The 11,885-nt window shown below is 73.4% G+C and carries 11 protein-coding genes; 7 read left to right on the top strand and 4 right to left on the bottom strand.

Annotated features, from left to right (window positions below; translation table 11 throughout):
• A partial coding sequence (locus NOD94_RS37300; RefSeq protein ID WP_281210678.1) for an HtaA domain-containing protein occupies window positions 1-1,267 on the bottom strand: 1,267 nt, incomplete at its 3' end.
• A 181-nt stretch (window positions 1,268-1,448) separates the two neighbouring features.
• Here NOD94_RS37300 and NOD94_RS37305 point away from each other — a divergent pair.
• The 6 genes from NOD94_RS37305 (at window position 1,449) to efeU (ending at window position 8,005) form a co-directional block, all read left to right on the top strand.
• Entirely contained in the window at window positions 1,449-2,408 is a 960-nt protein-coding gene (locus NOD94_RS37305) for an ABC transporter substrate-binding protein (protein ID WP_281210687.1), read from the top strand.
• 2 nt (window positions 2,409-2,410) lie between these two features.
• Entirely contained in the window at window positions 2,411-3,595 is a 1,185-nt protein-coding gene (locus NOD94_RS37310; RefSeq protein ID WP_281210679.1) for an iron ABC transporter permease, read from the top strand.
• Window positions 3,586-4,497 (top strand): heme ABC transporter ATP-binding protein, encoded by a 912-nt coding sequence (locus NOD94_RS37315; RefSeq protein WP_348652372.1) that lies wholly within the window; start codon window positions 3,586-3,588, stop codon window positions 4,495-4,497. Before NOD94_RS37310 ends, NOD94_RS37315 begins: the two co-directional genes overlap by 10 nt.
• Before the next feature lie 166 nt (window positions 4,498-4,663).
• Entirely contained in the window at window positions 4,664-5,815 is a 1,152-nt protein-coding gene (gene efeO, locus NOD94_RS37320; RefSeq protein WP_281210680.1) for an iron uptake system protein EfeO, read from the top strand.
• A 29-nt stretch (window positions 5,816-5,844) separates the two neighbouring features.
• Window positions 5,845-7,116, top strand: coding sequence for an iron uptake transporter deferrochelatase/peroxidase subunit (gene efeB / locus NOD94_RS37325; protein ID WP_281210681.1), 1,272 nt, complete (start codon window positions 5,845-5,847; stop codon window positions 7,114-7,116).
• A gap of 22 nt (window positions 7,117-7,138) precedes the next feature.
• Entirely contained in the window at window positions 7,139-8,005 is an 867-nt protein-coding gene (gene efeU, locus NOD94_RS37330; RefSeq protein ID WP_281210682.1) for an iron uptake transporter permease EfeU, read from the top strand.
• 27 nt (window positions 8,006-8,032) lie between these two features.
• Here efeU and NOD94_RS37335 read toward each other — a convergent pair whose 3' ends face one another.
• The 3 genes from NOD94_RS37335 to NOD94_RS37345 form a co-directional block, all read right to left on the bottom strand.
• Complete coding sequence (locus tag NOD94_RS37335; RefSeq protein ID WP_281210683.1) at window positions 8,033-8,596, bottom strand: GNAT family N-acetyltransferase; 564 nt, start codon at window positions 8,594-8,596, stop codon at window positions 8,033-8,035.
• Complete coding sequence (locus NOD94_RS37340; protein WP_281210684.1) at window positions 8,596-9,471, bottom strand: PhzF family phenazine biosynthesis isomerase; 876 nt, start codon at window positions 9,469-9,471, stop codon at window positions 8,596-8,598. The genes NOD94_RS37335 and NOD94_RS37340 overlap by 1 nt, the downstream gene beginning before the upstream one ends.
• 85 nt (window positions 9,472-9,556) lie before the next feature.
• On the bottom strand, window positions 9,557-10,318 hold the full coding sequence (locus NOD94_RS37345; protein ID WP_281210685.1) for an SDR family oxidoreductase: 762 nt from the start codon (window positions 10,316-10,318) through the stop codon (window positions 9,557-9,559).
• A 108-nt stretch (window positions 10,319-10,426) separates the two neighbouring features.
• On the opposite strand from NOD94_RS37345, the gene NOD94_RS37350 reads away from it, so the two are divergent.
• On the top strand, window positions 10,427-11,797 hold the full coding sequence (locus NOD94_RS37350; RefSeq protein ID WP_281210686.1) for a multidrug effflux MFS transporter: 1,371 nt from the start codon (window positions 10,427-10,429) through the stop codon (window positions 11,795-11,797).
• Window positions 11,798-11,885: the final 88 nt, after the last annotated feature.

Raw genomic sequence — 11,885 nt, forward strand, 5'->3', positions numbered from 1 at the left:
CCGCGGCGGGGGTGGCGGACGGCGAGGCCGTCGCGGGGGCCGGCGCCGGGGCGGCGGTGGAACCCAGGTCGGGCAGGGCGGGCAGTTGTGCGCCGCCGTCCAGGGCGACGGCGAGCGAGATCGGGTCCATCTCGGTGCCGGCCTTGTACATCGAGTTGAAGGCCTGGGAGCCGCCCTCGGTGAGGGTGGCCGGGGCCTCGGTCACGGTGGCGAGGTTGCCCTCGGTCTTCAGCGCCTTGGCGTCGAACTCGACGAGCGCCACCGCGTTCCTGGTCTCCGTACCGGTGGTGACGTCGGCGGACAGGACGCCCTTGCCGTTCTCGACCTTGACGCCCACCTTGGCGAGCTTGAGGTCCAGGTGGGCGCCGGTGAAGTGGACGGTACCGGCGAACGCGGCGTCGAGAGTGCCCTTCCGGCCGTCGTACGAGCCCTTGCCCTGGGGGAAGCGGAAGAGGGCTCCGCCGTCCTGGGCGCCTTCGGCGAGGGTCCACCTGCCCTGACCGATGGAGCCGGTGACGTACTCGCGGAAGGTGCGGCGGATGCCCCAGTCGACGGCGGCGTCGGTGAAGGCGCCCTGCGTCTGCGGGGTCGCGGCGGGGGTGCTCGCCGTCTGCGAGGGCTGCTGCGCGGGCTGTTCTGCGGTCGGGGCCCTGACGTCGGCGGACAGCGAGAGCGGATCGAGCCGCGCGCCGGCCTGGTAGTACCCGGCGAAGGCCTTGGCGCCCTGTTCCGTGAGGGTGGTCGGAACGTTGGTGAGGGCGAGCGGGCTGCCGCCGCCCTTCATGTCGATCCCGCCCAGACCCAGGGTGGCGAAGGGGACCTGGGACTGGTTGGTGACCGCCCCGGTGTCCTTGGCCTTGCTGGAGACGTCCAGGTAGAGGGTGCCGCTGCCGCCGGAGATCCTGACGGTCGGCCGGCTGACGGTCATGTCCAGTTCGTACGCGCCGTCCGGCTTCTGGTGGCCCTGGAAGGCCACGCCGCCGGTGAAGGACGCCGTGAACTCACCCGTGTCCGGGTCGTAGGAGCCGTTCGCCGAGTGGAAGCGGAAGAGGCTGCCGCCGACCGTGGCGGCTCCGCTCCGCAGCTTGAAGCCGCCCTTGGCGATGGGACCGGTGACGTAGCTCTGGAAGGAGGACTTGACGCCCCAGTCCAGTCGGCCGCCCTGTACGGTACGGCTCGCCGCATGAGCCGCGGTGGCCGGGAGCAGGACTCCCAGCAAGGCCGCCAGCAGGGCGACGGCGAACACACGGACGGATCTTGCGGGCATGAACGTCCCCTCCAGGGTCTAGCAAGCGAGGTTAGGCTAACCTAAGCTATCCCGGTCGAGGGGGGAACCCCCCGCGCCGGCAGAACCTCAGAGCCCCCAGTCGGACGATCAGGACGGTGCCTTCGTGCCTACGCCCGCCGCGTCAAAACGCTTCCCCCGCCTCGCCGTTGCCCTCGTGGCGATGGCCCTGGCGGTGACGGGTTGCGGAGGTACGGCCACCCCCGAGAATTCCCCCGCGGCGAGCGCCGCGGCCGTCCCGGACCGGATCGAACCGCTCGCCGCCGCACCGGTCCCGGCCCTGCCGGTGACGGTGCCCTCGGCGGACGGCGCCCGGGTGACCGTCACATCCGCCGACCGGATCATCCCGCTCACGGGCAGCCTCAACGAGATCGTCCAGACCCTCGGGCTCGGCAAGCGGGTCGTCGCACGGGACATCACCGCCACCTTCGAGCAGGCCTCCTCCCTGCCGGTGGTGACACGTGGACACGACGTCTCCGCCGAGAGCGTGTTGTCGCTGCGCCCGACGCTGGTGCTGGCCGAGACCACCACCGGTCCCGCGGAAGCGATTCAGCAGATCCGCGACGCCGGGATCCCGGTCCTGGTGATCGCCCCCGCCAAGGCACTGGAGGACGTCCCGAAGCGGATCGACGCGGTGGCCGGCGCCCTGGGCGTCAAGGACGCCGGTACGCAGCTCAACCGGCGCACCGCCGACCGGATCGCCGCCGCCCGCAAGGACGTTCCGGCCGCCTCCGGGAAGAAGCCCCGCGTGGCCTTCCTCTACCTGCGCGGCACCGCCTCCGTGTACCTGCTCGGCGGCTCCGACTCCGGCGCCGCCTCGCTGCTTGAGGCCGCGGGCGCCGTGGACACCGGCAAGGATTCCGGCCTCGGCAAGGACTTCACCCCGATCACCAGCGAGGCCCTCGCCGCCGCCGCGCCCGACGCGATCCTGGTCATGACCAAGGGCCTCGAATCGGTCGGCGGGGTCGACGGCCTGGTCAAGGTCCCGGGCGTCGCCCAGACCCCGGCCGGCATGGACCGCCGGGTGGTCAGCGTCGACGACGGCGTCCTGCTCAACTACGGCCCCCGCACCGACCAGGTGCTCTCCTCCCTGGTCGCGCAGCTCTACGGCAAGGGCGCCTGAGCGTGACCCTCTCCTACGATCCCCCGCAGGCGACCGGTTCCGACGCCGCCCGGCCGGCCGGGGCCGCGCGACCCGACCCCACCTCGGACCCGAAGGGGCCCGCGGCGCCGGAGCGGCCCGAAACGCCCGCCGGACCCGACGCGGGTCCCGCCGGGCCACACGGTCGCCGGGCCCTGGTGCTCACCGTCGCCCTCGCCGCCGCCCTCGTCGCGTTCGCGCTCCTCTCCGCCGGGACCGGCGCGTACCGCATCCCGACCGGGGACGTACTCGCCTCCGTCCAGCACCGCATGGGCCTCGGCGGCGCCGCCCTCGACCGGGTCGGGGAGAGCGTGTTGTGGAACGTACGGCTGCCCCGCGTCGTGCTCGCGCTGCTGGTCGGATCCAGCCTCGGCTGCGCGGGCGCCCTGATGCAGGGCGTCTTCGGCAACCCGCTCGCCGAGCCCGGCGTGATCGGCATCTCTGCGGGCGCCGCCGTCGGCGCGGTCGCCGCGATCGGACTCGGCCTCACCTTCCTCGGGAACTGGACCATCACGGCCTGCGCCTTCGTCGCGGGGCTGATCACCGTCGGCGCCGTGTACCTGCTGTCCCGCAACGGCGGCCGGACCGAGGTCGTCACCCTGATCCTCACCGGCATCGCCGTGAACGCCTTCGCGGGCGCCCTGATCGGCATGTTCATCTTTTTCGCGGACAGCGGCCAGGTCAACCAGATCACCTTCTGGCAGCTCGGCTCGCTCGCCCAGGCCACCTGGCCCAAGGTGCTCGCCGTGCTCCCCTGCGCGCTCGCCGGTCTGCTCGTCGCCCCCTTCTACGCCCGCAAGCTCGACCTGCTCGCACTCGGCGAGCGCCCCGCCCGCCACCTCGGCATCGACGTCGAGCGGCTGCGCCTCGCCCTGATCCTGGTGGTGGCGCTGCTGACGGCGGCGGCCGTCGCCGTCGCCGGCGTCATCACCTTCGTCGGCCTGCTCGTCCCGCACCTGCTGCGGATGGCGAACGGCCCCGGGCACCGCTTCCTGGTGCCCGGCAGCGCGCTGGCCGGGGCCCTCGTCCTGCTCGCGGGCGACCTGGCCGCCCGCACCCTCGCCCAGCCCGCCGAGTTGCCCCTCGGCGTGCTGACCGCCCTGATCGGCAGCCCGTTCTTCTTCTGGCTGCTGCGTCGCACCCGCCGCAAGCAAGGAGGCTGGGCGTGACCAGCAAGCTGACCGGGCTGTTCGCCCGGAGCAGGCGGACGGTCCCGGACCGGCCGCTGCCCGGGGCCGCCGTCGCCGAGATCGAGGACCTGCGCCTGCGGCTCGGGGACCGTGAGGTCCTCTCCGGCATCGGCCTGACCGCCGTGGCGGGCGAGGTGCTCGCGCTGGTCGGACCGAACGGCGCGGGCAAGTCCTCCCTGCTCGCCGCGCTCGCCGCCGACCTGCCCGCCACCTCCGGGACCGTACGGATCGACGGGCGCCCGGTGGGCGACTGGTCGGCGCCCGATCTGGCCCTGCGCCGCTCCGTGCTCCCCCAGTCGGCCGCCCTGTCGTTCCCCTTCCCCGTGGCGGACGTCGTACGGATGGGCCGCGCGCCCTGGGCGGGCACCGCGTTCGCCGACGCGGACGACGACGAGGTGGCCGCCGCCATGGCCGCCACCGAGGTCACCCACTTCGCCCGACGCCCCTTCTCCGCCCTGTCCGGAGGCGAACGGGCCCGCGTCGCACTGGCCCGCGTCCTCGCCCAGCGGGCCCCGCTGCTGCTGCTCGACGAGCCCACGGCGGCGCTGGACCTGCGCCACCAGGAGCTGGTGCTGCGGATCTGCCGGGAGCGGGCGGCGGCCGGGGACGCGGTGGTCGTCGTCCTGCACGACCTCGGGCTGGCGGCGGCGTACGCGGACCGGGCGGCCGTGCTCCACGACGGCCGGATCGCGGCGGACGGGGTCCCGTCCGAGGTGTTCCGCGACGAGCTCCTGAGCCGGGTCTACCGGCAGCCGGTGGAGGTGTTCCCGCACCCGCGCACCGGTGCGCCGCTCGTCGTTCCGCTGCGCGAGCCGGCCCGACCGGAAGCCGACGACCGCCGCGCGGGAGTGTCCGCGGACCCCGACTTGACCCGCGCTTGACCACTGCTTGAGGGCGAAATGGCGGGGCCGTGACGGGCTTGTGTCCGGGGCGGAAGTGTGAGAGGTGATTCACTGGACGGGCGGGTTCAGGTGAGGTAAGCCTCGGTTAAGTTAGGCCTGCCTCACTTGGTCTTCTTCCCCGTCATCAGCCTCGCCAGGAGCCCCCATGCGCCCCGCCCGCATCACCGTCCTCACCGCGGCCGCCGCCGTGGCCGCGCTCACCGCCGTCACCGGCTGCGCCGAGAAGAGCGGCGGTACGGGCTCCGACGCGATCGGCGTGAAGGCGTCCGACAGCGCCTGCGAGGTCTCCGCGAAGGAGTTCCCGGCGGGCAAGGTCACCATCGACGTCGAGAACAAGGGCTCCAAGGTCACCGAGCTGTACGTGCTCTTCCCCGACGACCGGATCGTCACCGAACGGGAGAACATCGGCCCCGGCACCAAGGCCTCCATCACCGCGGAGATCAAGGCCGGCGACTACGAGATCGTCTGCAAGCCCGGCATGAAGGGCGACGGGATCCGCCAGAAGGTCAAGGCCACCGGCCGGGGCGGCGGCGAGAAGCGCAGCCCCGAACTGGACGCCGCGGTCGCCGCGTACCGCAAGTACGTGCAGGAGCAGGCCGACGAGACGCTCCCGAAGGCGCAGGCGTTCGCCGACGCCGTCAAGGCCGGGGACGTCGAGGCCGCGAAGAAGGCGTACGCCCCCTCCCGCATCGGCTGGGAGCGCACCGAGCCGGTGGCCGAGTCCTTCGGCGACATCGACCCGAAGGTCGACGTCCGCGAGGACGGCCTGGAGGCCGGCCAGGACCCGGCGAAGGACTGGACCGGCTGGCACCGCCTGGAGAAGTCCCTCTTCCAGGACAACAAGATCGACGACAACGACAAGAAGCTCGCCGACACCCTGATCGCCGACCTCACCGACTGGCAGAAGAAGGTCGGCCAGGCGGAGATCACCCCCACCTCCATGGCCAACGGCGCCAAGGAACTCCTCGACGAGGTGGCGACCGGCAAGGTCACCGGTGAGGAGGAGCGCTACAGCCACACCGACCTCGTCGACTTCAAGGCCAACGTCGAGGGCGCGCAGAAGTCGTACGAGCTGCTGAAGCCGACCGCCGAGAAGAACGACGCGGCGCTCACCAAGCAGCTGGACACCCAGTTCGCCGCGCTGACCCTGCTCCTCGACAAGTACCGCGCCGACAAGACCTCCTACGAGTTCACCTCGTACGACAAGGTCGGCGAGGCGGAGCGCAAGGAGCTCTCGGACGGCGTGAACGCGCTCGCGGAGCCGCTGTCCAAGCTGGCCGCCGCGGTCGTCAAGTAACCGGCGAACGGGAGAGGCGGGAGAGGCAGATGGGTGACTCGGTGCCGGGCCCGGAGGAGACCGGTCGTACGGCGGACGGTCCCTCGCGGCGCGCCCTGCTCGGCTGGGGCGGGGCCGGGCTCGCGCTCGGCGCCGCCGCGACCGGCGGCGGGGTCGCCGCCCTCCGCGCCGGATCGGACCCGGTCCCGGCGGCCGTGTCCGGCGCGGCCGTACCGTTCCACGGCCCGCACCAGGCCGGCATCGCGACCCCCGTCCAGGACCGGCTGCACTTCGCGGCCTTCGACGTCAGGACCAAGGACCGCGCCGAGCTGGTCGCGCTGCTCAAGGAGTGGACCGCGGCCGCCCGGCTGATGACGGCCGGCCTGCCGGTCGGCGAGGGCGGCTTCGGCGGACTCCCCGAGGCCCCGCCGGACGACACCGGCGAGGCCCTCGGCCTGAAGGCCTCCCGCCTCACCCTGACCATCGGCTTCGGCCCCAACCTGTTCGCGAAGGACCGCTTCGGACTGGAGGGCAGGCGTCCGGAAGCCCTCGTGGACCTGGAGCTCTTCCCCGGTGACAACCTGGACCCGGCCCGCTCCGGCGGCGACCTCTGCGTCCAGGCCTGCGCCGACGACCCGCAGGTCGCGGTGCACGCCATCCGCCAGCTCGCCCGCATCGGCTTCGGCCGGACCGCGATGCGCTGGTCGCAGCTCGGCTTCGGCAAGACCTCGTCCACCACTCCCGACGAGCAGACCCCGCGCAACATGATGGGCTTCAAGGACGGCACCCGGAACATCTCCGGCACCGACACCGCCGCCCTGGACGAGCACGTGTGGGTCGGCTCCGTGGACGGCGGGGACTGGATGGCCGGCGGCTCGTACCTGGTCGCCCGACGCATCCGCATGAACATCGAGACGTGGGACCGCACCTCCCTCCAGGAGCAGGAGGACATCTTCGGCCGGGACAAGGGCGAGGGCGCTCCCGTCGGCAAGTCCAAGGAGCGCGACGAGCCCTTCCTGAAGGCGATGAAACCCGAGGCGCACGTCCGCCTCGCCCACCCGGACTCCAACAACGGGGCCACGATCCTGCGCCGCGGCTACTCCTTCACCGACGGGACGGACGGCCTGGGCCGGCTCGACGCGGGCCTGTTCTTCCTCGCCTACCAGCGTGACGTCCGGACGGGCTTCGTACCGATCCAGCGCGGCCTGGCCAAGTCCGACGTACTCAACGAATACATCCAGCACGTGGGTTCGGCGGTCTTCGCCGTCCCGCCGGGCGTCCGCGACGAGGACGACTGGTGGGGCCGGACGCTGTTCGCGTAGTCCCCTCCGGAGAGGAACCGCCGTGTTCGGCAACTATCTGATCGGCCTGCGCGAGGGCCTGGAAGCGGGCCTCGTCGTCTGCATCCTGGTCGCCTACCTGGTCAAGACCGACAACCGGGCCGCGCTGCGCCCGGTGTGGATCGGCGTCGGGATCGCCTGCGCGCTCTCGCTCGCCTTCGGCGCCCTGCTCGAATTCGGCACGCAGGAGCTGACCTTCGAGGCGCAGGAGCTGATCGGCGGCACCCTGTCGATCGTCGCGGTCGGCCTGGTGACGTGGATGGTCTTCTGGATGAAGCGCACCGCGCGGCACCTGAAGGGCGAGTTGCAGGGCAGGCTCGACGCGGCGCTCGCGCTGGGCACCGGCGCCCTCGTGGCCACCGCCTTCCTCGCGGTGGGTCGCGAGGGGCTGGAGACCGCCCTGTTCGTGTGGGCCTCGGTGCGGGCCAGTGGAGAGGGTTCCTCCGCGCCGCTGATCGGGGTGCTGCTGGGCATCGCGACGGCGATCGTGCTGGCGTGGCTGTTCTACCGCGGCGCGCTCAGGATCAACCTGTCGAAGTTCTTCACGTGGACCGGCGGCATGCTCGTCGTCGTCGCCGCGGGCGTCCTCGCGTACGGGGTGCACGACCTCCAGGAGGCCCGTTTCCTCGGCGGCCTGGAGAACAGGGCCTTCGACATCAGCGACACCGTCCCGCCGGACAGTTGGTACGGGGTCCTGCTCAAGGGCGTCTTCAACTTCCAGCCCGACCCGACGGTCCTCCAGCTCGTGGTGTGGGCGCTGTACCTGGGGGTGGTCCTGACGCTGTTCCTGCTGCCGGTCCGCTCGGGCAGGCCATCGGGCACGCCCGCCGGGGCCTCGGCGCGGGCCCCGGGCGGTACCACCGGGGGTTGAGCCGCCGCCGGGCCCCGGGGCACGCCGTCACCAGAGCCGGTCGGTGTTCCCCGGGTGGAGCGGGACGCGGGTCCCGGTCAGCGCGGCGCGGTCGGCGTCCGGGTCCGGGGTGAAGAACGCCGCGAGGACGGCCTTGTCGAAGCCGGGGGCGTCGGTGGCCAGCGGGTCCTCGGGGGTCCCGCCGACCAGGACGGTGCCCGGCAGGGCGTCGAAGCCGGCCGCCCCGTAGAAGGGGACGAGGGGCCGGTCGCAGCTGAACAGCGCCAGGTCCACGGCGGGGTCGGCGGCCAGGGCCGTGCGGGCCGCCGCCACCAGCCGACCGCCCAGGCCCCGCCCGCGCAGCTCGGGCCGGGTCACCACCGAGCTGAGCCCGGCCGCGCGGCAGGTCCGGCCGGCGAGCGGGACCTCCTTGTACAGCAGCGCCAACGAGGCGCCGACCGTCCCGTCGGCGTCCACCAGCAGCAACGCCCGCGGGGTGAGGGCCGGGTCGTGTCCGGGGCCGGCGCCGGGCCAGGCCGTCGCCTCCAGGGCGGCGATCCGGGCGGCGAGTTCCTCCGGGAGGTCGGCCTCCGCGTACGCGAGCAGTCGCATCAGGGGATGCGCACGCCCGCGCCGGCCACCCGCACCCGGGGATCGCCGGCCCGCAGCTCGACGGTCAGGACGCCGGGGCGGCCCATGTCCTCGCCCTGGTGGAGGGTGAGCACCGCGTCCTCGGGGACCAGGGCGAGCTGCCGGGCGTACGCCCCGAAGGCGGCCGCGGCGGCCCCGGTGGCGGGGTCCTCCACGACGCCGCCGACCGGGAAGGGGTCGCGGACGTGGAAGAGGGTCGGGCCGGCGCGGTGCACGAGCTGGACCGTGATCAGGTCCAGGCGCCGCATCAGGGCCTCCAGCCGGGGGAAGTCGTACGCCAGGTCGGCGAGGCGGGCGCGGGTGGCCGCGCCGAGCACGAGGTGGCGGGCGCCGGCGTAGGCGACGCGCGGCGGCAGTTCGGGGTCGAGGTCGGCTGCGGGCCAGTCCAGGGCGGCCAGGGCCTCGGCGAGGTCGTCCGCCGCGATGTCCTCGACGTGCGGGACGACGCTGGTCAGGGTGGCCCGCAGGCGCCCCTCCTCGGAGGTGACGGACACCGGTACGGTGCCGGCCCGGGTGTCGAAGACCAGCTCCCCCGGCCCGATCCGCTCGGCCAGCGCCACGGCGGCGGCCACGGTGGCGTGCCCGCAGAACGGCACCTCCGCCTTCGGGCTGAAGTACCGGACGGTGAAGCCTCGGCCGGGCTCCGGGGCCGTTTCCCCGGGCTCCGCCGGTCCGGCGGGGCCGGTGAGGAAGGCCGTCTCGCTGTAACCGAGCCGGGCGGCGACGGCCAGCATGGCGTCCTCGTCGAGGCCGGAGGCGTCGAGGACGACCCCGGCGGGGTTGCCGCCTGCGGGGTCGTCGGAAAAGGCGGTGTAGCGCAGCACTTCAGTCGTCATGATCGACTCAACCGCGGCGGGCCGGGCACCATTCCCGGCGGCCGGCCCGTTCGGGAGGCGGGCTCGGCCTTCCGGTGACGCGGTCTCAGCCGCGGCCGATGTACGGCATGGCCGTCGCCATCACCGTCGCGAACTGCACGTTCGCCTCCAGCGGCAGCTCCGCCATGTGCAGCACCGTGCGGGCGACGTCGGCGGCGTCCATGACGGGCTCCACCGCGAGCTGTCCGTTGGCCTGGAGGATGCCGGTCTGCATCCGCTCGGTCATCTCGGTCGCCGCGTTGCCGATGTCGACCTGTCCGCAGGCGATCCGGTGGGGGCGCCCGTCCAGGGAGAGGGACTTCGTCAGGCCGGTCATGGCGTGCTTGGTCGCCGTGTAGGCGATGGAGTTCGGGCGCGGGACGTGGGCGGAGATGGAGCCGTTGTTGATGATCCGGCCGCCCTGCGGGTCCTGGTCCTTCATCTGCCGGAAGGCCGCCTGCGCACAGAGGAAGGCGCCGGTCAGGTTGACGTCGACGACGGCCCGCCAGGCCTCGTAGGAGATGTCCTCCAGCGGGACCCCGCCGGGGCCGAAGGTGCCGGCGTTGTTGAAGAGCAGGTCGAGGCGGCCGTAGCGCTCGCGCACGGCCGCGAAGAGCGCGTTCACGTCGTCGGGGTCGCTGACGTCGGCGCGTACGGGGAGCACGTCCGCGCCGGGCCCGGCCGCCGCGGCGGTCTCCTCCAGGGGTCCGGTCCGGCGTCCGGCCACGGCCACGGACCAGCCGGCCCCCGCCAGGGTCAGGGCCACGGAGCGGCCGATACCGGAGCCGGCCCCGGTCACTACTGCGATCTTGCTCAGACGTGCGCTCATGGGGCCGCAGGCTACGTCACACCGCCGGCGGGGCCACGGACGTTCCGACAGCTGAGAGCATGGGTCGGTCAGGGGTGCGTAAAGCAGATGAAAAGACTGGAGTTCCGCATGTCGGAGAGAGGCCCCTCGACGGCCCCCTCGCACGGGTCGTCGCCCGAGCCGTCCCCCGAAATATCCTCCGTCCCCGCACCGAACCCCGCCGCCGCGAACGCCGTCGTCGGCGTCCCGGAAGTCGGCGCCGCGCCCGCACCCCTGGCGGCCGCACGGCGCACCGGCCTGCTCGTCACCTTCGTACTGGGCGGGCTCACCGCCCTCCCCCCGCTGTCCATGGACATGTACCTGCCGGCGCTGCCGGAGGTCACCAACGCCCTGAACAGCCCGGCCGCGACCGTTCAGCTCACCCTGACCTCCTGCCTCGCGGGCATGGCACTGGGGCAGCTGGTCATCGGCCCGATGAGCGACAAGTGGGGCCGTCGCAGGCCCCTGCTCATCGGCATGGTCGTCTACGTCCTCGCCACCGCGATCTGCGCCCTGGCCCCGACCGCCGAACTGCTGATCGGCTTCCGGCTCCTCCAGGGGCTGGCCGGGGCGGCCGCCATCGTCATCGCGCGGGCGGTGGTGCGCGACCTGTACGACGGGGTCGAGATGGCTCGGTTCTTCTCCACGCTGATGCTGATCTCGGGGGCGGCCCCGATCGTCGCGCCGCTGATCGGCGGCCAGGTGCTGCGGTTCGCCGACTGGCGGGGGGTCTTCGTCGTGCTGACCGTCGTCGGCGCCGCGCTCACGGCGGTCGTCTGGCGCACCCTCGACGAGACGCTGCCGCCCGAGCGGCGTCAGACCGGCGGCGTGGGCGCGGCCCTGCGGACCATGCGCGGACTGCTCGGCGACCGGGTCTTCGCCGGATACACCCTGACGGGCGGCTTCGCCTTCGCGGTGCTGTTCTCCTACATATCCGCATCGCCGTTCGTGGTGCAGGAGATCTACGGGGCCTCCCCGCAGGCCTTCAGCCTGTTGTTCGGCGTGAACTCCGTCGGGCTGATCGTCGTCGGCCAGATCAACGGGAAGCTGCTGGTCGGCCGGGTCAGCCTGGACAAGGCGCTGGCCGCCGGGATCGGGATCATCACCGTCGCGTCCGTGGCGCTGCTGCTGATGTCGACCGGGGTGTTCGGGAAGGTCGGGCTGTTCCCGGTCGCCACCGCCCTGTTCGTGCTGATGTCGGCGATGGGCCTGCTGCTGCCGAACACCAACGCGCAGGCCCTGATGCGGACCCCGCACGCGGCCGGGTCGGCGTCGGCGCTGCTGGGCACCTCCTCGTTCCTCGTCGGGGCCATCGCCTCGCCCCTGGTGGGGATCGCCGGCGAGGACACGGCCGTGCCGATGGCGCTGGTCCAGCTCGCCTGTTCGCTGCTGTCGGCGGCCTTCTTCTTCGGGATGTGCCGCCCGTGGCGGCCCCGGAGCCCGATGGCGGCCGCGGGCTGAGCCCGCGGGGCGGCGTGGGGGGGGGGGGGGGGGGGGGGGGGGGGGGGGGGGGGGGGGGGGGGGGGGGGGGGGGGGGGGGGGGGGGGGG

The sequence above is a fragment of the Streptomyces sp. Isolate_45 genome (assembly GCF_024721315.2).
Lineage (GTDB): Bacteria > Actinomycetota > Actinomycetes > Streptomycetales > Streptomycetaceae > Streptomyces.